The sequence below is a fragment of the Flavobacterium chungbukense genome (assembly GCF_020805785.1).
Classification (GTDB): Bacteria; Bacteroidota; Bacteroidia; order Flavobacteriales; family Flavobacteriaceae; genus Flavobacterium; species Flavobacterium chungbukense.
In genome coordinates, this window is record NZ_JAJGZV010000001.1 from 940,876 (window position 1) to 965,418 (window position 24,543).

17 protein-coding genes are annotated in these 24,543 nt (G+C 33.6%); 16 read left to right on the forward strand and 1 reads right to left on the reverse strand.

Annotation, left to right across the window (positions count from 1 at the left end):
- Nucleotides 1–22: 22 nt before the first annotated feature.
- From LL966_RS03885 to LL966_RS03920, 8 genes are all read left to right on the forward strand, one after another.
- On the forward strand, nucleotides 23–1,492 hold the full coding sequence (locus tag LL966_RS03885) for an MFS transporter (RefSeq protein ID WP_229350379.1): 1,470 nt from the start codon (nucleotides 23–25) through the stop codon (nucleotides 1,490–1,492).
- 98 nt (nucleotides 1,493–1,590) lie between these two features.
- A complete protein-coding gene (kduI, locus tag LL966_RS03890) occupies nucleotides 1,591–2,430 on the forward strand; it encodes a 5-dehydro-4-deoxy-D-glucuronate isomerase (RefSeq protein WP_229350381.1) in 840 nt (279 codons plus the stop codon).
- A gap of 4 nt (nucleotides 2,431–2,434) precedes the next feature.
- Nucleotides 2,435–3,226 (forward strand): gluconate 5-dehydrogenase, encoded by a 792-nt coding sequence (locus tag LL966_RS03895; protein WP_229350382.1) that lies wholly within the window; start codon nucleotides 2,435–2,437, stop codon nucleotides 3,224–3,226.
- Nucleotides 3,227–3,250: 24 nt separating this feature from the next.
- Entirely contained in the window at nucleotides 3,251–4,651 is a 1,401-nt protein-coding gene (uxaC, locus tag LL966_RS03900) for a glucuronate isomerase (RefSeq protein ID WP_229350384.1), read from the forward strand.
- A 54-nt stretch (nucleotides 4,652–4,705) separates the two neighbouring features.
- Nucleotides 4,706–5,728 (forward strand): sugar kinase, encoded by a 1,023-nt coding sequence (locus LL966_RS03905; RefSeq protein WP_229350386.1) that lies wholly within the window; start codon nucleotides 4,706–4,708, stop codon nucleotides 5,726–5,728.
- Nucleotides 5,729–5,741: 13 nt separating this feature from the next.
- On the forward strand, nucleotides 5,742–6,410 hold the full coding sequence (locus tag LL966_RS03910; RefSeq protein ID WP_229350388.1) for a bifunctional 4-hydroxy-2-oxoglutarate aldolase/2-dehydro-3-deoxy-phosphogluconate aldolase: 669 nt from the start codon (nucleotides 5,742–5,744) through the stop codon (nucleotides 6,408–6,410).
- A gap of 220 nt (nucleotides 6,411–6,630) precedes the next feature.
- Entirely contained in the window at nucleotides 6,631–8,076 is a 1,446-nt protein-coding gene (locus LL966_RS03915; protein WP_229350390.1) for a tagaturonate reductase, read from the forward strand.
- Nucleotides 8,077–8,292: 216 nt separating this feature from the next.
- Nucleotides 8,293–9,915 carry a UxaA family hydrolase gene (locus tag LL966_RS03920; RefSeq protein WP_229350392.1) on the forward strand — a complete coding sequence of 541 codons (1,623 nt, stop codon included), beginning with the start codon at nucleotides 8,293–8,295 and terminating at the stop codon, nucleotides 9,913–9,915.
- A gap of 253 nt (nucleotides 9,916–10,168) precedes the next feature.
- On the opposite strand, the gene LL966_RS03925 is transcribed toward LL966_RS03920, so the two are convergent.
- Nucleotides 10,169–11,197: a LacI family DNA-binding transcriptional regulator gene (locus tag LL966_RS03925; protein WP_229350394.1), complete on the reverse strand. Its 1,029-nt coding sequence runs from the start codon at nucleotides 11,195–11,197 to the stop codon at nucleotides 10,169–10,171.
- Between the two features lie 289 nt (nucleotides 11,198–11,486).
- Between LL966_RS03925 and LL966_RS03930 the strand changes: the two genes are divergently transcribed.
- From LL966_RS03930 to LL966_RS03965, 8 genes are all read left to right on the forward strand, one after another.
- Nucleotides 11,487–12,932, forward strand: coding sequence for a glycoside hydrolase family 28 protein (locus LL966_RS03930; RefSeq protein ID WP_229350395.1), 1,446 nt, complete (start codon nucleotides 11,487–11,489; stop codon nucleotides 12,930–12,932).
- Between the two features lie 122 nt (nucleotides 12,933–13,054).
- Complete coding sequence (locus LL966_RS03935) at nucleotides 13,055–16,102, forward strand: SusC/RagA family TonB-linked outer membrane protein (protein ID WP_229350397.1); 3,048 nt, start codon at nucleotides 13,055–13,057, stop codon at nucleotides 16,100–16,102.
- 12 nt (nucleotides 16,103–16,114) lie between these two features.
- Complete coding sequence (locus tag LL966_RS03940) at nucleotides 16,115–17,788, forward strand: RagB/SusD family nutrient uptake outer membrane protein (protein ID WP_229350399.1); 1,674 nt, start codon at nucleotides 16,115–16,117, stop codon at nucleotides 17,786–17,788.
- Nucleotides 17,789–17,885: 97 nt separating this feature from the next.
- A complete protein-coding gene (locus tag LL966_RS03945; protein WP_229350401.1) occupies nucleotides 17,886–18,824 on the forward strand; it encodes an alpha/beta hydrolase in 939 nt (312 codons plus the stop codon).
- Between the two features lie 67 nt (nucleotides 18,825–18,891).
- Nucleotides 18,892–20,112, forward strand: a complete 1,221-nt coding sequence (locus tag LL966_RS03950) for a glycoside hydrolase family 88/105 protein (protein WP_229350403.1) — start codon at nucleotides 18,892–18,894, stop codon at nucleotides 20,110–20,112.
- A gap of 18 nt (nucleotides 20,113–20,130) precedes the next feature.
- Nucleotides 20,131–21,342: a glycoside hydrolase family 88/105 protein gene (locus LL966_RS03955; RefSeq protein ID WP_394799445.1), complete on the forward strand. Its 1,212-nt coding sequence runs from the start codon at nucleotides 20,131–20,133 to the stop codon at nucleotides 21,340–21,342.
- Nucleotides 21,343–21,364: 22 nt separating this feature from the next.
- On the forward strand, nucleotides 21,365–22,588 hold the full coding sequence (locus tag LL966_RS03960; protein WP_229350405.1) for a glycoside hydrolase family 88/105 protein: 1,224 nt from the start codon (nucleotides 21,365–21,367) through the stop codon (nucleotides 22,586–22,588).
- A 223-nt stretch (nucleotides 22,589–22,811) separates the two neighbouring features.
- Entirely contained in the window at nucleotides 22,812–24,401 is a 1,590-nt protein-coding gene (locus LL966_RS03965; RefSeq protein WP_229350407.1) for a glycoside hydrolase family 43 protein, read from the forward strand.
- The last annotated feature ends 142 nt before the right edge of the window (nucleotides 24,402–24,543 follow it).

Consider the following 24,543-nt stretch of genomic DNA (forward strand, 5'->3'; position numbering starts at 1 on the left):
AAAACTATAATACCCACTAACTATGAATCAAACCGAAACAGTTGCAGTAAATGAGAACGTTAAGACTACAGGAAAATACCGTTGGAGTATTTGCGCCTTATTGTTTTTTGCAACTACCATCAATTATCTTGACAGACAAGTACTTTCTTTAACTTGGAGTGATTTTATTGCGCCAGAATTTCATTGGACCAACAACGATTACGGAAATATTACGGCGTTATTTTCAATTTTTTATGCCGTTTCATTATTGTTTGCTGGACGTTTTGTAGATTGGTTGGATACTAAAAAAGGGTTTCTTTGGGCAATCGGAATTTGGTCTGTTGGAGCTTGTCTTCACGCATTTTGCGGAATTGCAACTTCAGGAATTATTACAGGAGAATGGTTTGTAGGGTTTCACGGGTCAAAAGAAATTATCAGTACAATAAGCGATACTGCGTTGGTAATCAATGTAAGTGTGGCTTTATTTATTTTTGCTCGTTTTGTTTTGGCAGTAGGAGAAGCAGGAAACTTTCCAGCGGCAATCAAAACTACAGCAGAATATTTTCCTAAGAAAGACAGGGCTTTTGCAACGAGTATTTTCAATGCAGGAGCAACAGTTGGAGCTTTAGCGGCGCCCATTACAATTCCTTTTATTGCAAAATCTTTTGGCTGGGAAATGTCATTCATTATCATCGGTGCATTAGGATTTGTTTGGATGGGATTCTGGATGTTTATGTATGATAAACCAGAAAGACATTCAAAAGTTTCGGCAGATGAATTAGCTTATATCCAACAAGATGATATTGCAGACAGCAAATTGGTTGGGTATATTCCTGAAACGACTTCAAAAGTGTCTTTAGTAGATTGTTTTAAATACAAACAAACTTGGGCATTTGCATTTGGTAAATTTATGACTGACGGTGTTTGGTGGTTTTTCTTATTCTGGACACCGGCTTACTTAAGTTCTGTTTACGGAATGGACTCTACACAAGCTGCATTGCCTTTATTTGTACTTTACATGATTACATTGTTGTCAATTATCGGAGGATGGCTTCCAACTTACTTTGTTGAAAAAAAAGGTATGAATCCGTACGAGGGTAGAATGAGATCGATGTTGATTTTTGCCTTCTTTCCACTTTTAGCTTTGATCGCACAACCATTAGGATATATTAGTTATTGGATTCCAGTAATTATTATCGGAATTGCAGGTGCGGCACATCAATCTTGGTCAGCTAATATTTTTACAACTGTTGGAGATATGTTTCCTAAAAAAGCAATTGCAACCATTACAGGAATTGGTGGTTTAGCAGGCGGATTAGGATCTACTTTAATTAATAAAGGTTCAGGTGTTTTGTTTGATTATGCGAAAGAGACTGAAATGGTCTTCATGGGATTCAAAGGAATAGAAGCTGGATATTTTATTATCTTTTCAATTTGTGCTGTTTGCTACTTAACTGGTTGGATTGTAATGAAATCGCTGGTTCCTAAATACGCTCCAATTACTGATTTATAAAGAAAAATAGACAGAATTGAAATATTTTTTTCGTTTCAATTATGCTATTTAAATATAAAAATATAATTTTGTGCAATCGATTACATTAATTTAAAATTATGACAAAATATAGTTCAAGATACGCGTCAAGTCCAGAAGCAGTTAAAAAATATGATACGCAGCAATTGAGAGAAGAATTCTTAATTGATGACTTAATGCAGGAGGATGAAGTAGTGTTGGTTTATTCTCATTACGATAGATATATTGCTGGTTCTGCAGTGCCTGTAAAAGGAGATTTGCCACTTGAAACAATAGATCCGTTAAAAGCGCCTTATTTCTTAGAAAGAAGAGAACTTGGAATTATTAATGTAGGAGGAAGTGGTTCTGTGGTAGTAGAAGGAACAGCTTATGAATTAGGTTTCAAAGATGCTTTGTATATCGGAGCAGGAAATAAAGAGGTGGTTTTTAAAAGTGATGACAAAAGCAATCCTGCTAAATTCTATTTAAACTCTGCACCAGCGCACACAACTTATCCTACCAAGAAAGTAAGTTTAGCTGAAGCTAATAAATTGCAATTGGGAACAATGGAAACGGCAAACCACCGTACCGTAAACCAAATGATTATTGGAAGTGTAGTTACCACTTGCCAATTGCAAATGGGAATGACAGAATTAAAACCTGGAAGTGTTTGGAATACTATGCCGGCACACGTTCACGATCGTAGAATGGAGGTTTATTTCTATTTAGATATTCCAGAAAATCAAGCAGTTTGCCACTTTATGGGACAGCCGCAAGAAACTAGACATATCTGGATGAACAATCATCAGGCAGTTATTTCTCCGCCTTGGTCTATTCACTCTGGTTCTGGAACTAGTAATTATACTTTTATCTGGGGAATGGCCGGTGAAAACTTAGATTACGGAGATATGGATGTTTGTAAAATCACAGATTTAAGATAAGAAAATGACAAACTTATTTGATATAAAAGGAAAAGTTGCATTAATCACAGGAAGTACACACGGACTGGGAATGGCAATGGCAAAAGGATTAGGTCAGGCAGGCGCTACAATTGTGGTGAATGGAAATTCTTCTCAAGAAAAAATTGATCATGCAGTTAACGAATTAAAAAGCGAAGGGATTAATGCTGTTGGTTATAAATTTAATGTAACAGAAGAGCAAGAAGTAAAAGCAGCTGTTGCGAAAATTGAAACTGAAGTTGGACCAATCGATATCTTGATTAATAATGCTGGAATTATTAAAAGAATTCCGCTTTTAGATATGGAAGTTGCTGATTTCAGAGAAGTAGTGGATATCGATTTAGTTAGTCCGTTTATTGTTTCTAAGCATGTGGCTAAAGGAATGATTGAAAGACGTCAAGGAAAAATCATTAATATCTGTTCTATGATGAGCGAATTAGGTCGTAGTACAGTTTCTGCTTACGCTGCTGCAAAAGGAGGCTTGAAAATGCTTACTAAAAACATGGCAACAGAATGGGCTAAGTACAATGTTCAAATCAACGGAATTGGTCCTGGATATTTTGCTACAGAACAAACAAAACCGATTAGAGTTGACGGACACCCTTTTAATGATTTTATCATTAGCAGAACGCCAGCAGCTAAATGGGGAGATCCAAGCGACTTGGCAGGAGCAGCGATATTTTTATCTTCAAAAGCAAGTGATTTTGTAAACGGTCACATTTTATATGTTGACGGAGGAATCCTTGCTACAATCGGAAAGCCTTCAAACGAAGAATAATTTTCAAATTATATTTTAAAAGACATGAGCCAGACATTCATAAACGATAATTTTTTACTTGAAAATAAATATGCTGAAGAGTTATACCATAATTACTCTAAAAATCAGCCTATTATTGATTACCATAATCACTTAAATCCACAATTTATTGCTGAAGATAAAATCTTCGACAACATTACAAATGTGTGGATTAACGGTGACCACTACAAATGGCGTGCAATGCGTACATTAGGAATTAACGAGCAGTTTGTAACAGGAAATGGATCAGATAAAGATAAGTTCTTAAACTGGGCAAAAACAGTTCCGTACACTATGCGTAATCCTTTGTACCACTGGACACATTTAGAATTAGCTCGTTATTTTGATATTTATGATTTGTTGAATGAAAAATCAGCTGAGAAAATCTATATCGAAACTACGGAGAAAATTAATTCTCAAGCGTACAGTACGCAAAACCTTCTTAAAAAAGTAAACGCTGAATTAGTTTGTACTACAGAAGATCCAATTGATAGTTTAGAATTTCACCAAAAATTCGCAAACAACTCAACTGGAATAAAAATGAGTACAGCTTTCAGACCTGATAAAGCGATCTTAATTTCTAACGATGGCTATAATGCATATCTGGACACATTAGGGGATGTGTCCGGAGTTGCAATTAATACTTATGTTGATTTACAAACGGCATTAAGAAACAGAATTGAATTCTTTAATGCAAACGGATGTAAATTAAGTGATCACGGTTTGGATCAGATTTATTTTGAAGAATTTACAGAATCTGAAGTTGCTGCAATTTTCAAAAAGAAAAGAGAAAATAGAATCATAACGCCAGAAGAAGCTTTAAAATTCCAAAGTGCTGTTTTATTGTTTTTAACTGAAACGTATCATGAATTTGGATGGGTACAACAGTTTCACTTAGGTGCATTGCGTAATAATAACGCTCGTATGCACAGAATTTTAGGACCAGATACTGGTTGGGATTCTATCGGAGATTATCCACAAGCACAAAAATTATCTGGCTTTTTAAATGCCTTAGATAGCAAAGATAAATTGACTAAAACTATTATCTACAACTTAAATCCAGCAGATAACGAAGTTATGGCAACGATGATTGGAAATTTCAACGACGGAAGCGTTCGCGGAAAAGTACAATTTGGTTCTGGATGGTGGTTCTTAGATCAAAAAGACGGAATGACTAAACAATTGAATGCGCTTTCAAATATGGGTTTAATTAGTTGTTTTGTTGGAATGTTAACGGATTCTAGAAGTTTCTTATCATTCCCAAGACACGAATATTTCAGACGTATTTTATGTAATCTTTTAGGAGATGAAATCAAGCGTGGTGAACTTCCAAATGACATGGAATGGATCGGAAAATTAGTTTCTGATATTTCATATAACAACGCTAAAGAATATTTTAAGTTTTAAATAAAGTCTAACCACAATCCCTATAGCTATCGGGAGTGGCAAAAAAATAAAAATATGAGTAGAGTAGTTGCATTTGGAGAAATCATGCTGCGTTTATCGACAGAAAGACATTTACGTTTTTCGCAATCTACAGCATTTGGTGCTACGTATGGCGGCGGAGAATTTAACGTGTGCGTTTCTTTAGCAAATTATGGTGTAAATGCTGAATTTGTTTCAAGATTACCTGAAAATGAAATTGGTTTTTCTGCTTTAAAGGAAATCAGAAAAATGAATGTCGAATCTAAAAACATGGTTTACGGAGGAGAACGTTTAGGAATCTATTTTCTAGAAACTGGAGCTGGAACTCGAGGAAGTAATGTAGTTTACGATCGTGCACACAGCGCAATGTCAACTATAGAAAAAGGACAAGTTGATTGGGAGAAAGTTTTAGAAGGAGCTGAATGGTTTCATTGGAGCGGTATTACACCGGCTATTTCTCAAAGCGCTGCAGAAGCTTGTTTAGAAGCTATTAAAGTGGCTCATAAAAAAGGAATTAAAATTTCTTGTGATTTAAATTATAGATCAAAACTTTGGCAATATGGTAAAACGCCAAGCGAAGTTATGCCTGAAATGCTGAAATACAGTAATGTAATTTTAGGAGATATTGACACCGCTTATTTCATGTTGGGAATTCCGAAAGTAAATCCGAATTATCAGGATGAAAAATCGCTTCCAGCTGTTTATACGAAATTGTTTGAATTGATTCCGAATCTACAAATTGCAGCAACAACACTACGTTATTCTGTAAGTGCTTCGCACCAAAGAATTGGCGGAATTTTGTTTGATGGAAAAGCAATTTATAGTGCAAAAGTAAAAGAAGTTACACCAGTTGTGGATCGCGTAGGAAGTGGAGATGCTTTTATGGGCGGATTGATTTATGGATTATTGGAATATCAAAACAATAACCAAAGAGCATTAGATTTTGCAGTTGCATCTTGTTGTTTAAAACATACAATTGCAGGAGATTACAACTTAGTTACTTTAAAAGAAGTTGAGAATATGATTGATGGTGATGGTTCTGCATTAGTATCAAGATAATTTTAAATAAAAGATGGCAAAATATTCAAGAATAGAGGTTGCGCAGACAATGAAAGAAAACGGTATGGTTCCGTTGTTTTTTCATTCTGATATCGAATTGAGTAAAAAAGTTTTAAAAGCATGTTATGACGGAGGTTCCAGATTAATGGAATTTACAAGCAGAGGTGACTTTGCACATGAAGTTTTCGGAGCTTTAAACAAGTATGCATTGGCAGAACTTCCAGGAATGATTTTGGGAGTTGGTTCAATTACAGATGCGGCTTCGGCTTCATTATATATGAGTTTAGGAGCAAATTTTATTGTAACACCAGTTTTTAGAGAAGATATAGCTATTGCTTGTAATCGAAGAAAAGTACTTTGGTCGCCAGGTTGCGGTACATTGACAGAAATTGCAAGAGCAGAAGAATTAGGTTGCGAAATCGTAAAATTATTCCCAGCTGATACTTACGGGCCAGAATTTATTAAAGCAATAAAAGGACCATGCCCGTGGACGAACATTATGCCAACAGGAGGTGTTTTTCCAACGGTTGAAAGTTTGAGTTCATGGCTGAATGCTGGAGCAACGTGTGTGGGTCTAGGTTCACAGTTGATTTCAAAAGATATACTGGATAATAAAGACTTCGATGGCTTAAGTGCAAAAGTGAAACAGGTTCTTGATATTATAAAAGATATTAGAAAATAAATTAAGGGGTAATCATGCCAAACTCCTTATTTTATAAGTTTTTTTTAGATTTTTAGAGATTGTAATTGAACATTACGCTTGAAAAATTTAGCCCGCCATTCCTCACAGCAGGCTTTGTTTTACTCAATCGGGTGTAATGTTTCATTTACAGTTTAAAAGGCAGAAATGAAGAAATAAGGTTTATAGATGGTTATTTATAACGCATTAAAGAAAATTTAAAATGAAAAAATTAAATAGAAAAAATACAGGATTAGAAAAGTTACAGCCAATTAAGGTAGTTCAGTTTGGTGAAGGTAATTTTTTAAGAGCCTTTGTTGATTATGCTTTTTACAAACTAAATAAAGAAGTTGATTTTAATGCCGGTATTGCAATAGTTCAACCTTTGAAAGACGGTATGGTAAATATGATTAATGATCAGGACGGTCTTTATACCTTGTTTATGAATGGAATTAAAAAAGGTGAAAAGATACAAGACATTGAATTAATTACCAATATCGTAAAAACTGTAAATCCATATACTGAATTTACAAATTATTTGGCTTTAGCTAAAGAAGAAGAACTTCAGTTTATCGTTTCTAATACTACAGAAGCTGGAATTGAATTTATTGAAAGTGATACTCCAGAGATGCAGCCACCAGTTTCATTTCCTGCAAAATTGACGGTTTTATTATATGAAAGATTTAAACATTTTAATGGAGATGCTTCTAAAGGAGTTACAATAATTCCTTGTGAATTAATTGATTATAACTCTGAGACGCTTAAAAAATATATTTTACAATATGTTGATTTATGGAAATTAGAAGATGCGTTTAAAACTTGGGTATCAGATGCTTGTACGTATCATAGTACTTTGGTTGACCGAATTGTTCCTGGATATCCAAGAGCTGAAATTGAAGAATACAATAATAAATTAGATTACGAGGACAATTTAATTGTTGCGGCTGAACCTTTTTTCCTTTGGGCTATTGAAGGTGGAGACGATCTAAAAGCAAAATTGCCTTTTCACAAAACAGATTTGAATGTAAAAATCGTTGATGATATACGTCCTTTTAAAATGATTAAAGTGCGTATTTTAAATGGTGCGCATACGGCAATGGTTCCTTTTTCACTTTTACATGGTAATAAATTAGTAATGGAAACTGTTAACGGAGATTTTACTGGAAAATTTGTAAATAACGTTATTAGTGAAATTAGTGAAACTCTTGATATGGACAAAAATGAAATTACGGCCTATTCTGAGGAAGTAATGGACCGATTTAAAAATCCATTTATCAAACATGCACTTGCTGATATTGCACTAAATTCTGTATCGAAATTCAAAGTAAGAGTTTTACCTAGTTTATTAGGATATTATAAGGCTAACAAACAATTACCTGTTAATTTGACTTTTTCATTAGCGAGTTTAATTCGTTTCTACAAAGGAACTTGGAATGGTGAAAGCTTACCAGTTAAAGATGGTGAAGATATTACAGCATTCTTTAACGGACTTTGGAAATCGGATGACTATGAGAAAATTGCTCGTTTAACATTACAAAACAAATCATTCTGGGACCAAGATTTAACTGAAATTCCAGGACTTACAAGAGCAATTACAATTGCATTAGAAGAAATTGATTCAAATGGAATTGAAGCTGGTTTTGCAAAATTCCAAGAAAGAATAAAATAAATCCGTTAGATAAAAATCTAATTTGATCTGCTAAAATCTTTTTAAATCTGCGTGAAATATTAGTTACGCATCGATTTTTTCACGCAGGATTTATACAGATTAAAGCAGATTTACACAGATTTAAATTTAAGTTGGTGAATATTATTGAAAAAAATAATTTCACATAACAGATAAAATAAAAGAAAACACAAAAAGAACAAAGAACAAAGGTTAATTATGGCAACGCAAAAAAAATTAATAAAAGTTCATCCTACTGATAATGTAGCGGTAGCTTTGGTAAATCTTACAGCAGGCGAAGTAATTGATTTTGAAGGACAATCAATTACCGTTGAGTCTGATGTGAAAATGAAACATAAGATTGCAATGGTTCCTTTTAATGTAGGAGACAGAATTATTATGTATGGTGTTTTGGTTGGGAAAGCAAGCGCAAGAATTGAAAAAGGCGGATTACTTTCTACAGCAAATGTAAAACATGAAAGTGATAAAGTTACAGGTAAAACTGAAACTATTGGCTGGAATGCTCCAAATGTTGATAAATGGAAAGACAGAACGTGGCAGGGCTATCATAGAGAAGATGGACAGGTTGGAACAGAAAATGTTTGGTTATTTTTTCCATTAGTTTTCTGTGAAAACAGAAATATCGAAATTTTAAAAGATATTTTTGAGAAAGAATTGATGAAGCCGAAAGAGAACGATTACCAGTTATTGTTACGTTCTTTGGTAAAATCAGAAACTGGAGGTGCAGGAAATCAGGAAGCTTCAAACGATGCTAACTTGTTTAATAATATTCAAGTAAAGTTTATCACACATCAAGGTGGTTGTGGCGGAATTCGTCAGGATTCACATAGTTTAGCAAAACTTTTGGCTGGTTATGTAAACAATCCAAACGTAGCTGGAGCAACTGTTTTGAGTTTAGGATGCCAGAATCTTCAGATTTCAATTTTCAAAGAAGCTTTAGATGCAATTAATCCAAACAGTAAAAAGCCAGTTTTAATCTACGATCAGCAATCTATCGGAACAATCGAAACGATGTTGAGCAGTGTAGTAAAAGATACTTTTGAGGCGATCAAAAAAGCAAACGATATTAAGAGAGAACCAGCGCCATTATCTAAACTAAGAATTGGTTTAGAATGTGGTGGATCTGACGGATTCTCTGGAATTTCTGCAAACCCAACTTTAGGAGTATTGTCTGATAAATTGGCTGCTTTAGGAGGAACAACAATCCTTTCTGAGTTCCCAGAATTATGTGGAGTAGAGCAGGAATTAGTAAACCGTTGTGTTGATGACGAAGACGGAAAACGTTTCTTGGATTTGATGCAATGGTACGAAAAAACAGTTGTTGATGCAGGTTCTGGATTTGATATGAATCCTTCTCCAGGAAACATTAAAGACGGTTTGATTACTGATGCTATGAAATCTGCTGGTGCAGCTAAAAAAGGAGGAACATCTCCAATTGCAGGTGTTTATGATTACGGAGAGTATATTAACGAACCAGGACTAACATTGCTGTGCACACCAGGAAATGATGTTGAGTGTACAACTGCAATGGTGGGCTCAGGAGCTAATATGGTATTATTTACAACAGGTTTAGGAACTCCTACAGGAAATCCAATTGCGCCGGTTGTAAAAATATCTTCAAACTCTGAGTTGGCTGCAAAGATGTCTGATATTATTGATATTGACACCGGTGGAATTATCAAAGGAGAAAAATCTATCGAAGAAATGTCTGATGAAATGCTTGAATTTATTATTGATATTGCTAGTGGTACTATCAAAACAAAAGCTGCAGTTCTAAATCAGAACGATTTTATTCCTTGGAAAAGAGGAGTTTCGCTTTAATTTTTTTAGAGGCTAAGCTACTAAGATGCTAAGGTTCTAAGGGGCAAAGTGATAAAAAATTATATAGAAGACGTACAGTTTTTGTGCGTCTTTTTTTTTTTTTTTGAGAAAGCTTCAGAGAAGCCAAATATTTATAGTAAAACATTAGGGGTTACAACATAAAGCTCCAGCAGAATGATATTCTGTTTATCATTATAGATAAAAAAAGCCCATTCTAAAATGAGCTTATATAACTTATATGGTAAAAATAATTTTAAAAAGTGGTTTTTGTAGAAGATTTACGAATGTGTAATTCTGGCGCAAGAACTACCTTTTTCTCTATTTTAATAGTGTCTGTTTTGTCTACTTGTTCTAAGAAAACACGAGCAGACATTTTCCCCATTTCAAGTGGCGATTGATCTACAGAAGTAATAGATAATTCCATGAATTTGGTAAATGGCTCATTACTAAAACCTGCTACGCAAAAATCATTTGGAATGCTGTAATTTCTAGCCTGCAACTCTTGAATTGCTCCTAAAGCGGCAAAATCACTTGAAGAAAATATGGCATCTGGTTGTGTTTTTAATGCTAATAAAGCTGTAGTAGCTTCTTTTCCAGCTTCCACACTACTTTTTACATGAATGACATGTTCTTCATTAAATGTCAGTCCATTGTCTAATAAAGCTTGTTTATAGCCTAAAAACCTGTTTTTGAATATATCTAAAGATTGATCTCCAGATAAATGAGCAATATGTCTGCAACCTTCATCAATTAAATGTTTAGTTGCTAAATAACCTCCTTTAAAGTCATTTATAGTTACAGAACTTACGCCGTCAATATGTTTACTCCTGTCAAAAAATATCAGAGGAACATTTTTTTCTAATACATTTCTAAAAGCACTGTCATTTTCATTTGAAATACCCGTAACAGACATCATAATTCCGTCTACCTGCGCATCTACTAGCGTATGAAGATTTTCGTTTTCTCTTTTGATGCTTTCGTGTGTTTGACAGATGATAACTTGATAGCCATGAGGATAAAGCTCTTCTTCGATTCCTCTAATAACAGAGGCGAAAAAATTGCTGTCGATACGAGGTACAATAACTCCGATATTATTGCTTCGACCGCTCTTTAGAGCTAGTGCCAATTTATTTTGCTTGTAATTCATGGCAGCAGCAGTTTTAATAACTAACTCTCTTGTAGCTTCCTTAATCTTCGGATTATTATTTAAAGCTCTTGAGACAGTTGCAGCCGTGATATTTAATTTTTCAGCAATATCGTAAATAGTTACTTTTTCACTCATTCAAAAAAAGTTTTTCGGATTATGTATTAGACAAAAGTACATTTTTTTTTATTATGTAATATAAATTGTTATCGATTACCAGATTTTAAAAATCAAACGATTTAGGAATTATTATGATAATAATTTATATAAATTTTTGCGTTAAATGTAATTAAAATTTGTAATAAAAATTAAATATATAATTTTTTTCTAAATTAATTTGCTGTACTAGAACAAATTTTCTATTTTCGTGTAATCGATTACATGATTTCCGACTGTTTTATATTGTAAACAAGAAAATACTGCGCAAATGATTGCAAATAAGATTATAACATTAAAAAAAATTGCTTTTACCGCTACTGCTAGTTTGCTATTTGTTTCTTGTGCAGAAAAAAAGATGGCAAATTCTAATAGTGAGGAGTTTAGTTCATGGAAAAAAATGGATGTAGTTATTAAAAGCATTCCTGAAACAAAGTTTTCAAATACGATTTATAACATAAACGATTTTGGCGCAGTCGCTGATGGGAAAACGCTAAATACAGTTGCATTTCAAAAAGCGATACAAAAATGTGCAGTAAATGGAGGCGGGCAGGTTTTGGTTCCAAATGGAAAATATTTGACTGGCGCAATTCACTTAGAAAGTAATGTAAACTTGCATCTGGAAGATAATGCTGAAATTCTTTTTAGCTTTAATCCAAAAGATTATCCCATTGTTCATACCTCTTGGGAAGGAACAGAAGTAATGAATTATTCGCCACTTATTTATGCTAAGAATAAAACCAATATTGCAATTACTGGAAAAGGGACATTAAATGGTCAGGCAGACAGTACTAATTGGTGGATTTGGTCAGGAGGTAAGAATTACGGATGGAAGAAAGGAATTCCGTCTCAAAATGATCCGACAAATCGTGAGGTTTTAGTTGATATGGCTGAAAAAGGAGTTCCAGTTGCAGAGCGCGTTTTTGGTGAAGGACGTTATCTAAGACCTAATTTTATTGAATTCTTCGAATGTAATAAGGCTTTGATAAAAGATGTCAAAATCATCAATGCTCCTTTTTGGATTTTGCATCCAATAAAAACCAATAATATGATTATTGACGGTGTAACGATTAACAGTCATGGTCCAAATAATGACGGTTGCGATCCCGAATATTCTCAAAATATTCTAATTAAAAACTGCATTTTCAATACTGGAGACGACTGTATTGCCATTAAATCTGGACGAGATGCAGACGGACGACGAGTGGCTATTCCAAGTAAAAATATTATCGTGCAGAATTGTAAAATGGTTGATGGACATGGCGGTGTGGTTATTGGCAGTGAAATTTCTGCTGGTGTAAATAATGTTTTTGTTGAAAATTGTGTTATGGACAGTCCAAATTTAGATCGTGCGATTCGTATTAAAACCAATTCAAAAAGAGGTGGAATTATCGAAAATATTTTTGTTCGAAATCTGGAAGTAGGAACAGTAAAAGAATGTGTTTTAAAATTAAATATGTTTTACAATGTTTACGGATCTCAAACAGGAAATTTTATTCCGACAATCCGAAATGTTAGTTTAGAAAATATCAATGTAAAAAACGGTGGAAAATACAGCGTTTGGGCAGAAGGATATGCAGCATCGCCAGTAGAAAATATTACACTTAAAAATGTAAAAATTCAAAAGGTAGATTCTATTTATCGATTAAAAAACGTAAAAAATATAAACTTTATAAATACCTACATAAATGATCAGAAAGTAAAATCAATTAACTAATAACTAGTAACTATTAACCAAAACCACTTAAAAAACTTATGAAAATTAAACAACCACTAAAGAAAAAAATAAAATGCAATCTTGTATTTCTATTTTTTCTGAATTTTCTGCTATGCTCTACCATGAGCGCCCAATCTACTACAATAGAAGGAAAAATAACAGATGCTGCCGGATTATCACTTCCTGGTGTAAATATTCAGGAAAAAGGATCAAAGAATGGAACTTCAACGGATTTTGAAGGAAGTTTTAAAATAAATGTAACGAATTCAAAAGCTGTTTTAGTAATCAGTTATTTAGGTTTTCAAACGCAAGAAGTAGCTGTTGCAGGAAAATCTAAAATTAATGTGAGTTTAGCAGAACAGTCTAATTCACTAAATGAAGTAGTAGTTGTAGGATACGGTTCTGTAAAGAAAACAGATCTTACAGGGTCTGTAAGTACAATTAGTGCTGCCACAATTACAGAAAGAAACACAACTAATGCTTTAGAAGCTATTCAGGGTAGTACGCCGGGAGTACAGATTTCATCTTCTTCTGGTCGTGCGGGAGATGGATTTAAAGTTGTAATTAGAGGAAACAATTCGCTAATTGCAGATTCAAATAATCCAAGCGTGGTAGGATCTTCTCCTTTATATGTTGTAGACGGTGTACCAATGGATGGAATTGATTTCTTAAATCCGCAGGATATTGCCAGAATGGACGTTTTAAAGGATGCTTCTTCTGCCGCAATTTATGGTTCTAGAGGATCAAATGGAGTTATTATTGTTACTACAAAAAGCGGTACAAGCGCAAAAGCAGGTATCAATGTAACTTTTGATACATCTTACGGAAACAAAACGGCGGCTAGATTACCAAAAATGATGTCAGGAGAAGAATGGTGGAAATTTCACCAAGTAGCTTATATGAGTGCTACGCCTTCAACTCAAACGCCAGCTCAATTAGCAGCGTTAGCAGGAAACCAAAGTCCATTATTAGTATCTCGTGCAAACAACGGGTATAATTTTGACTGGTATGATGCAGTACTGAAATCAGGAATGACTGAAAATAACTATTTAAACATTTCAGGACGTTCAGAATCAGGTATGAGTTATAACTTAGGATTTGGTATTCAAAGTGATAGAGGACTTATTGATAATGATTCAACAGACAAATATTCTTTTAAATTAGGATTAAATCACAAGATTAACGATAAATTTTCTACAGGAGTAAATGTTACAATTGCTAGATTAGATAACCAATTAGGAAGTGATTTAGCGATGCAGGATGCTTTTAGGTTAAGTCCTTTAATGTCTCCTTGGGCAGTTGATGCCGCAGGAAATGAAAAAGTAGGAACTTTATTTTTCTTGCCAGGAAAACTAACGTATCCTGATGGTTCTTGGGCAATTAATAAAACATCGACTGTAAATCCGTTAATGGAGATTGCGAACTCTTCTCAAACAGAAAAAACATGGCAGACAGTTGGTAATGTTTATTTCCAATATCAGGCTCTAAAATGGCTTTCGTTTAAAACAACTTTTGCAGCAGGAGTTATGGATACTCAAAACTCAAAAGCTTATACAGCACAAACAAACGCTGGTGTTACATTAAACGGGAAAAATTCTGCAACTCTTGAAAATTTTAATAACTTCAATTATACTTGGGACAATCAAATTGATTTAAAACATACTTTTAATGAAGTACACGATTTTAGTTTGTTATTGCTGCAAAGTTTGTATTCAAATGTGGATGAGTTTTCTTCTTTGTATTCTAATAATCAGCCTTTTGATGTAGGTACAGATAACATGGGATCTGGCGTGCAAACCAGTTATGTAGTAAAATCATCTTATGCTAAAAATACTTTAAATTCTTATGCTGTTCGTTTAAACTATGCATTTAAAGATAAATATCTAATTACAGCTTCAACGAGATGGGATGGTTCTTCTGTTTTATCTCAAGGTAATAAATGGCAGAGTTTCCCTTCTGTAGCATTAGGATGGAAAATTAGCAAAGAATCTTTCTTAGAAAACAGTTCAGTAGTTTCAGATTTAAAATTACGCGCGAGTTTAGGTTATACAGGAAATGATAATGTTGCTCCTTACACTTCTCAGGCATTATTAAATCAGCAGACGTTTTATGCTACAGGAGCAAATGTGGTTTCTGGATGGCAGTCAGAAAATTTAGCGAATCCAGATTTAACTTGGGAAAAAACAAGAGAATATAATTTAGGTCTTGATTTTGGATTCTTAAAAAACAGAATTTCTGGTAGTGTAGATGTTTACGATAGATTATCAGATGATTTAATATACAAACAGCAATTACCGGCAGAATCAGGATGGAAAAATACATTTGCCAACGTTGGTTCTGTAAGCAATAAAGGTATTGAGGTTTTATTAACTACAAAAAATATCAAATCTAAAAATGTAACTTGGGAAACCACTTTTACTTTTAGTAAAAACGTAAATAAATTAGAATCCATTTACAATCAAGATAAAGTAAGTGATATTGGTAATAAATTAATACTAGGTGCACCATTAAACCCAAATTACAATTATGTTTATGATGGTGTTTGGCAGGAAAGTGAAGCCGCAGCTGCAGCGTCTTACGGAATGGCTCCAGGACAGGCGAGACCAAAAGACTTAAATGGTGATGGTAAATTTAATCAAGATGATAGAACAGTAATTGGAAACCCAAATCCAGAATGGCAGGGAAGTTTTTATTCTAAATTAAACGTTGGTCAATTCGATTTTAATTTCTCAGTTATCACTAGTCAGGGCCAGACAGTTTTGAGTACTTTTCACCAAAACTTTGCCGACATGAGCGATAGAGGACGTCAGAAATTAGCATTGGATTATTTTATTCCTACTAATGGTACAGGAATTGAAGCAAATGCTAACAATACAAACCCAAGACCTGGGCCAGTTGCAACAGGAGCAGGTGCTTATTGGACATCTTTATTTGGATATTACAGAGATGCTTCTTATGTGAAAATTAAAAATATATCTTTAGGTTATACACTAGATTCAGATTTATTGAAAAAACTAAAAATCTCAAATCTAAGAGTTTATGTAAATGTTTTAGATCCATTTGTATTTACAAAATTTGATGGATATGATCCAGAATGGGCTGGTTCTCCGTTTGGGGTAAACCGTCCAGCAGCAATAACTACACAATTGGGATTAAGTGTTAAATTTTAATAAAGATATCAAATGAAAAAAATAATAATAATGTTAGGAATATTCGCTGTATCTGTAAGTTCATGCAGCGATTATATTGAAGAAGACAGCCGTTCTTATGTACCTGCAGATGCAACTTATAAAACAGCATCTGGATTTCAATTATTGGTAAATACTAACTACGCTTGGCTAAAAAGTATCTACGGCGGAAATCCTTGGCTTTTTGAAGCAGGAACCGATATGTATGCAGAAGGAAGAACACCAGAACCAGCAGGTTTAAGCCAGTATACACTTTTAATTCCGTCTTCAGACAATGTTGCAGATTTGTATACTCCTTGTTACCAGTTAATTCAGTCAGTAAATAAAACTATTTTTTATTCGACAGTAACAGAGCAGACATCAAATCTAAATACTTTAGTAGGAGAAGCAAGATTTTTAAGAGCGCAGGCTTACTTTTTATTAGTGCAAACTTATGGAGGAGTTCCTGTTGTTAACGAACATATTACAACACCAGTTTTATCTTTTACTAGAAATACAGCCGAAGAGGTTTATACACAGATTATTACAGATTTAGATTTCGCTCTAGCTAATGTTGGAACTTCTACTTACAGCACTGCAGGAAAAGTTAACAAAAGAGCAGTGAATGATTTGTTGGCTAAAGTATATTTAACCAGAGGATATGAAACTTTTGGTAAAGCCGATGATTTTTCAAAAGCCGCTTCGTATGCCGATGCAGCAATTGCTGGACAAGCATTAAATGTAGCTTGGGATCAATTATTTAAACCTGGAAATGATCTAAATGCAGAAACTATTTTCTCTGTTCAGTACGATAAAGCTTCGGCAAGTACAGATCCAACTAAACTTGGAAACAACCAATTTTATTATTTCAGCTCTTATTTAGGAGGAGCAGAAACTGGAGCGCCATTAAGAAGTTACAATTTATGTCCTACAGATTATGCTTTAGGCTTATATGAAAAAGGAGATAAAAGATGGGAAGCGACTTTTATGACAGAAATTTTAGAAGGACCAGAAACAACAAACGGGGTTACAAAAACAATTTTGTATTATCCATACTACAGAAGTTCAAATCCTGCGTCATTAAAAGTGAGACATTTTTACGAACCAAAATGGTTTACTCCAGCAGACAGAACAGCGTGGAATACAGCAAATGCCGCAAGAAAATCGGCTACGTTTGTTTATCATCCTTGGGGGGAATATTCTGCAGCTCATACTTTGATTAAGAATTTAGATTGTTACACAATTCCAGTTAAGAAATTTGATGATCCAGATCCAACTACACCTTCAAGTACAGGTCCTGTAAGTACTAGAGATATTATTGTATCGAGACTAGGTGAAACTTATTTAATTGCAGCCGAAGCTTATTTAAAAGCAGGCGTACCTTCAACAAGTTTGGATCGTCTGAATGAAGTGAGAAGAAGAGCTGGTGTAGCAAATGCAACAATTGGTCAGTTGAATATCAGTTATATTCTAGACGAAAGAGGAAGAGAACTTTTGGGAGAATATAAAAGATGGTTTGACTTAAAACGTACTGGAACTTTGGTTGAAAGAGCATCTGCTCACAATTATAGAATTAAGGCAGCAAATTTTGTTGGTATTGATGGGAAACTTAAAATATTAAGACCAATACCGCAAACTGTTTTGGATTTGAACCAAAACAAAGATTTTCCTCAAAATCCTGGTTATTAGTAATTTGGTAGTTTTTTGAGACTATTGTTTTTTGAAGTAGTTGAGAAAGAGTTTGATAATTCGTCAAACTCTTTTCTTAACTAAAAAAGAAAAGTGAATGTATAAAGTGAGATTAATTTTAATTGTGTTTTTTTATGGTATTACTGTCCAAAGCCAGCAATATCAAATAGACTCATCTTATACAATAAAAAGCACTTACGCTAAATTAATTAAGAAATATCCATTTATTACACTTCCAGAAATTAAACCAAATTCAGATGTTCACGAAAAGTTCGACTTGGTTTATCATCAGGAAAAAGAAAGAATTTTGCATTTCGATGCATTTATTAATACAAAAAAGAAAAAGAATCCAGCTGTTTTTATGATTCATGGCGGAGGATGGAGATCTGGAAATAAAAATCAGATGCAGTTTTTAGGCAAAGAAATTGCTTCAAAAGGATATTCGGCTTTTGCAATAGAATACAGATTATCATTAGAATCAAAATATCCAACAGGTGTTATTGACGTTAAAAATGCCATTAAATTTATAAAAGATAATGCTTCAAAATTTAATATCGACCCGAATAAAATTGCTATTCTAGGCTGTTCTTCGGGAGGACAGATGGCAGCTTTAATTGGAACAACAAACAATAACCCGATTTTTGAAGATCCAACTTTTAAAAGTAAATCTTCATCAAAAGTAAATGCGATAATTGATGTTGACGGCGTTTTAGCATTCAAACATCCTGAATCTTCAGAAGGCGACATGGCAGCATTTTGGCTGGGAGGAAAATCAGATGAAATTCCAGAAAATTGGAAACTGGCTTCGGCTTTAAGCCATACCGATAAAAATACACCTCCAACGTTATTTATCTGCAGCAGTATTCCGAGATTTCACGCAGGACGAGATGATATGATTAAAATTTTAAATGAACATAAAATCTACAATGAAGTACAAACAATCTCAGATTCACCGCACTCATTCTGGTTTTATGAACCTTGGTTTGGACGGACAATTTCATATACTGTAAGATTTTTAGATAGAATTTTTAAGTAATTTAGATTAAAGATGAAGGCAGAAATGATACAACTGCTTGAAAAAATATTAAAAACGAATTAGACTTATGCGTAAATCCTTTTGTATAAACATTAATCTGAAAATTGTAATTTTCCTGCTGTTGTTTTGTGGTTTTAAAGCGATAGCGCAAAATCAAGCCAGTGAAGAAAATAATGTGATCCCGTACGATTTAAAATGGTCGGAGAGAACAGCGCTTTCGATCTTAAATAAATATCCTCAAGCTTGGCAACTCGACGGAAATGACAAGCCAAAATGGGATTATAAAATGGGATTTGTATTGTCTTGTTTTGAAAAATTATATCAAAAAACAAACAATAAAAAATACCTGAATTATATTAAAGATTACGTTGACGGAATGATTGACAGTACTGGAAATATAAAAAAGTACGATATTAAAGAATACAATATCGATTATCTAAATCCAGGAAAACTGCTTTTTAATTTATACGAAATCACAAAAGATTCACGCTATTTACAGATAATAGGAAAGTTAAGAACACAATTAGAAACTCAGCCGAGAACAGCAAGCGGCGGATTTTGGCACAAAGAGATTTATCCAAATCAAATGTGGATTGACGGTTTGTATATGGCAGAACCTTTTTACACGCAGTTTACTGTTAAATATGAAAAAGGAAAAAGTCTAGACGATATTGCAAAACAGTTTGAATTGGTTCAAAATCATATTGTAGATAAAAAAACAGGTTTGGTTTATCATGCTTGGGACGAAAGTAAAGAAATTGCCTGGGCAGATAAACAAACAGGAACTTCCCCTACAGTTTGGGGACGCGGCATTGGATGGTACATGGTGGCTTTGGTAGAAACATTAGATTATTTTCCGAAATCACATCCAAAATATAAAGTTTTGGCAGGGTATTTAAAACAGATAGCAAAGAATGTAAATCAGTATAAAAGTGAATCTGGATTGTGGTATCAAGTTGCAGATAAACCAGAAAAGTTTGGAAATTATGTAGAACCGTCTGCTTCTGGTATGATTATTTATGCTTTTGCAAAAGGTGCAAACAAGGGGTATTTGCCAGCGAGTTATAAGTCAGTGGCTAAAAAATCTTTTGACAGTTTTATAAAAGAGTTTGTAAAAGTGGATAAAAAAGGAGAAATAAATGTTTTGAATGTTTCTTCTAATGTTGGTTTAGGAGGAAAACCTTTTCGTGACGGAACAAACGAATATTATCTTACAGCAAAGACAAAAGAAAATGGTGCAATTGGACTTGGATCGTTTTTATTAAGTGCAATCGAATTGAATAAATAACCAGTTGAATTTTTGAATATGAATAAAAAGAAAAAATATTTTATTTCTGCCATTTTTATTGGCTGTATGTTTTTTTCATGTTTGAAGATAACAGCGCAGGAAACTTCGAAAAACCTAATTATTTCAAAAGATTTAAAATGGTCAGAAAGAATGGCACTTTCGATAATGAAACGTGCTCCCAAAGCATGGCAGATCGATCATAATGACAAACCAAAATGGGATTATAAATTGGGTTTGATTATGACTGCTTTTGAAAATCTGTATCAAAAAACAAACAATCCAATTTACGGAAGTTATGTTAAAGATTATTACGATTCGGTAATCAGCAGTTCAGGAGTAATTACAAATTACAAACTAGAAGATTATAATATCGATTATATTAATGCTGGAAAAACACTTTTTGATCTTTACAAACAAACAAAAGACGAAAGATATTTAAATGCAATTCAGCAATTAAGAAAGCAATTAGAAACACATCCAAGAACAAATTCTGGTGGATTTTGGCATAAAAAGATTTATCCAAACCAAATGTGGCTTGACGGATTGTACATGGGAACTCCCTTTTACGCAAGATACACAGCTGAGTTTGACGGTGGAAAAGATTTTGACGATATTGCTAAACAGTTTGAACAAATACATCTTCATACATTAGATAAAAAAACGGGACTTTTATTTCATGCTTGGGACGAAAGTAAAAAGATGGACTGGGCAGATAAAAAAACCGGAACTTCTCCTAACTTTTGGTCGCGATCTATAGGATGGTATATGATGGCTTTAGTTGATGTTCTGGATTATATGCCAAAGGAACATCCTAAAAGAAAAGAATTAATAGGATATCTAAATGATATTTCAAAAGCTGTAGCAAAATATCAAGATCAATCAGGATTATGGTATCAAGTTACAGATGCAGGTAAAAAACAAGGTAATTATTTGGAAGCTTCGGGTTCTGAGATGTTTATTTATGCTTTTGCAAAAGGGGCAAAAAATGGATATTTACCAGCTAGTTATAAAAAACTTGCCATTAAAGGTTTTGAAGGTGTAATTAAAGATTTGGTAACCGTTGATGACGATGGAGAAATACACATTACTCAAGTCTGCGCCAGTGCTGGATTAGGGGGAAATCCTTACAGAGACGGTTCGTTTGAATATTATATAAGCGAGAAAATAAAAGTAGATAATTCGCATGGATTAGGACCTTTTATTTTAGCAGCAATAGAATTAGAAAAATAAAAGAATTTAAATATATTTTGAAATGAAAAACAGTAGAAAGCAAAGTTATTTGATGTCAGTTTTGATGATCTGTGTTATGACGATTACAAGTTGTAAAGTAACTTCTCAGGAACCAGCAAAAAAAGATATTGTAATTGCAAAAAATGCAAAATGGTCTGATAAAATGGCTTTGACATTAATGAAACGTCATCCAGAATCCTATATGATCGATGATGCGAAAAAACCAAAGTGGGATTATGTTCACGCTTTAGTATTGCATTCAATTGAAGAATTATACAAAAAAAATCCAGATCCTAGATACAAAGCCTATGTAAGAAGTTATGTAGATCAATTTGTACAGCCAGACGGAAGCATCACTACGTATGAGTTTGAAAAGTATAATATTGATTTGGTTTTACCTGGACGTTTGCTTTTTGATGTTTATGCTTATTCTAAAGAAGAAAAATATTTAAAAGCATTGCAATTAATTAGAAAACAGCTATCAGAGCAACCAAGAACACAAAGCGGAGGATTTTGGCACAAACAAATTTATCCAAATCAAATGTGGTTGGATGGTTTATATATGGGAGAACCTTTCTATGCTGAATATACGGCTAAGTTTGAAAATGGAAAAAGCTTCGATGATATTGCTAAACAATTTGAGTTGATTCAGGAAAAAGCAACTGATCCAAAAACAGGATTATTGTACCATGGATGGGATGAAAGTAAACAAATGCCGTGGGCAAATAAAGAAACAGGAAATTCACCAAACTTCTGGTCAAGATCTTTAGGCTGGTATGTAATGGCTTTGGTTGATGTTTTAGATTACATGCCAAAAGATCATCCAAAAAGAAAAGACTTGATTAAATATTTAAATAACGCTTCAGAAGCTTTACTTAAATTTCAGGATAAATCTGGATTATGGTATCAAGTTACTGATAAAGCAGGTGAAAAAGATAATTATTTAGAAGCTTCAGGTTCGGCTATGTTTGCGTATGCTTATGCAAAAGGAGCAAACAAAGGATATTTACCAGCTAAATTTAAAAAAGCAGCAAATAAAGCTTTTGATGGATTAACTACAGTTTTAATCAAAAAAGTTGATGAAGATGGCGGTATCACTTTAACCAATTGCTGTCAAGTTGCTGGTTTGGGCGGAACTCCTTATCGTGATGGATCTTATGAATATTATGTAAACGAAAGAAAAAAAGACAACGATCCTAAAGCAACAGGACCTTTTATTTTGGCTGCTATTGAGTTAAATAGATAGTTTTTAATTGTTAATGGTTGATTGTTAATGGTTGATTGTTAATGGTTAATTGTTAATGGTTAATTGTTGATTGAGAAAATTAAATACAATCTTGTCATTTCGACGAAGGAGAAATCACACTGGTAATTCGACAAAGATTGGTGACATTCTTTACAGAGTTTCTAGTGTGATTTCTCCCTTCGGTCGAAAAGACAAAAACGTTGCGTTTTAAATAAAAATAAAAATGAAAAAAATAAAAATCATCCTTTTTCTTCTTTGTATTTTTTCTTTTCAGAAGAATGATGCACAAGTTTGGGTGCCTGATAATGGAGATGGAACGTATACCAATCCGATTATTCATGCCGATTATTCAGATCCAGATGTTGTTCGCGTAGGCGATGATTATTATATGACTGCTTCTTCATTTAATTGCATTCCAGGCTTACCTATTTTGCATTCAAAAGATTTGGTAAACTGGAAAATTATAGGGCATGCTTTAATAAAACAGCCACCGTTCGAAAATTATGACAAAGTACAGCACGGAAATGGCGTTTGGGCACCAAGCATTACTTATCATAAAAATGAATTCTATATCTACTATCCAGATCCTGATTTTGGGATTTATATGATTAAAGCTAAAAAGGCAGAAGGACCTTGGTCAGATCCTATTTTAGTAAAAGCAGGAAAAGGTTTGATTGATCCTAGTCCGCTTTGGGATACAGATGGTAAAGCTTATTTGGCCCATGCCTTTGCAGGAAGTCGTGCACAGATTAAAAGTTTGTTGGTAGTCTGCACCATGAACCCAGAAGGAACAGTTGTAAACAACGATGAAGTAATGGTTATTGACGGACATAAAGGAGAAGAAACAATTGAAGGACCAAAGTTTTACAAACGAAACGGATATTATTACATATTTGCTCCTGCAGGAGGAGTTCCAACAGGATGGCAAACTATTTTAAGATCAAAAAATGTATTTGGTCCTTATGAAACTAAAAAAGTTCTCGAACAAGGTTCAACAAAAATAAATGGTCCGCATCAAGGTGCTTGGGTTACTACTCAAACTGGAGAAGACTGGTTTTTTCATTTTCAGGATAGAGGAGCTTATGGACGAATTGTTCATTTACAGCCGATGAAATGGGTAAACGACTGGCCGGTTATGGGAGAAGATTTTGATAAAAATGGAATAGGAGAGCCAGTTACCACTTATAAGAAACCTAATGTTGGAAAAAAATATCCGATTGAAGTTCCTGCGACTTCAGATGAGTTTAGCGAACCAAAATTAGGATTGCAATGGCAATGGCAAGCCAATAAACAAACCAATTTTGGATTTCCGACTAGTTTAGGCTATTTGAATTTGTTTTGTAATACAACAACAAAAAACATTTTTAATGCTCCTAATTTACTATTGCAAAAATTTCCAGCAGAAGAATTTACAGCAACTACAAAACTCACTTTTAATGCAAGATTAAATGGAGAAAGTACAGGTTTAATAATAATGGGCTTAGATTACAGTTATCTGAATTTAAAAAATGAGAATGGAAAATTATATCTAAACCAGAAAACAGGAACTTTTGATCAAACAGTTTTAGAAACAGAAACCAAACCTGTATTGATAGATCAAAACACTATTTATTTGCGAGTTAATATCACTAAAGGAGGCATTTGCAATTTCTCATATAGCTTAGATGATAAAAATTACCAAACAATTGGAAAAGATTTTAAGGCTAGAGAAGGAAGATGGATTGGTGCTAAAGTCGGACTTTTTGCTTTGGGAGAAATCGTAAAAAATGATTCAGGAAATGTCGAAGTAGATTGGTTTAGAATAGTGAAGTAATTATTCCTAAAAACTAAAATTTTCTTTATTTAAGAAAAAAAACAGCTTTCATAGATTCGATATTTTCAACAAAAATTAAAAATTGATATTCAGATATCTTCGGTTATAGGATAAGCTTTAAAAAGTATATTTAAATGATTTT

Coding starts and splice junctions, on each gene's coding strand:
- uxaC (WP_229350384.1), top strand. CDS start 3,251: ATGAGCCAGACATTCATAAACGATAATTTTTTACTTGAAAATAAATAT.
- LL966_RS03925 (WP_229350394.1), bottom strand. CDS start 11,197: ATGAGTGAAAAAGTAACTATTTACGATATTGCTGAAAAATTAAATATC.
- LL966_RS03955 (WP_394799445.1), top strand. CDS start 20,131: ATGAATAAAAAGAAAAAATATTTTATTTCTGCCATTTTTATTGGCTGT.
- LL966_RS03960 (WP_229350405.1), top strand. CDS start 21,365: ATGAAAAACAGTAGAAAGCAAAGTTATTTGATGTCAGTTTTGATGATC.
- LL966_RS03905 (WP_229350386.1), top strand. CDS start 4,706: ATGAGTAGAGTAGTTGCATTTGGAGAAATCATGCTGCGTTTATCGACA.
- LL966_RS03965 (WP_229350407.1), top strand. CDS start 22,812: ATGAAAAAAATAAAAATCATCCTTTTTCTTCTTTGTATTTTTTCTTTT.
- LL966_RS03885 (WP_229350379.1), top strand. CDS start 23: ATGAATCAAACCGAAACAGTTGCAGTAAATGAGAACGTTAAGACTACA.
- LL966_RS03920 (WP_229350392.1), top strand. CDS start 8,293: ATGGCAACGCAAAAAAAATTAATAAAAGTTCATCCTACTGATAATGTA.
- LL966_RS03915 (WP_229350390.1), top strand. CDS start 6,631: ATGAAAAAATTAAATAGAAAAAATACAGGATTAGAAAAGTTACAGCCA.
- LL966_RS03940 (WP_229350399.1), top strand. CDS start 16,115: ATGAAAAAAATAATAATAATGTTAGGAATATTCGCTGTATCTGTAAGT.
- LL966_RS03895 (WP_229350382.1), top strand. CDS start 2,435: ATGACAAACTTATTTGATATAAAAGGAAAAGTTGCATTAATCACAGGA.
- LL966_RS03910 (WP_229350388.1), top strand. CDS start 5,742: ATGGCAAAATATTCAAGAATAGAGGTTGCGCAGACAATGAAAGAAAAC.
- kduI (WP_229350381.1), top strand. CDS start 1,591: ATGACAAAATATAGTTCAAGATACGCGTCAAGTCCAGAAGCAGTTAAA.
- LL966_RS03950 (WP_229350403.1), top strand. CDS start 18,892: ATGCGTAAATCCTTTTGTATAAACATTAATCTGAAAATTGTAATTTTC.
- LL966_RS03945 (WP_229350401.1), top strand. CDS start 17,886: ATGTATAAAGTGAGATTAATTTTAATTGTGTTTTTTTATGGTATTACT.
- LL966_RS03935 (WP_229350397.1), top strand. CDS start 13,055: ATGAGCGCCCAATCTACTACAATAGAAGGAAAAATAACAGATGCTGCC.
- LL966_RS03930 (WP_229350395.1), top strand. CDS start 11,487: ATGATTGCAAATAAGATTATAACATTAAAAAAAATTGCTTTTACCGCT.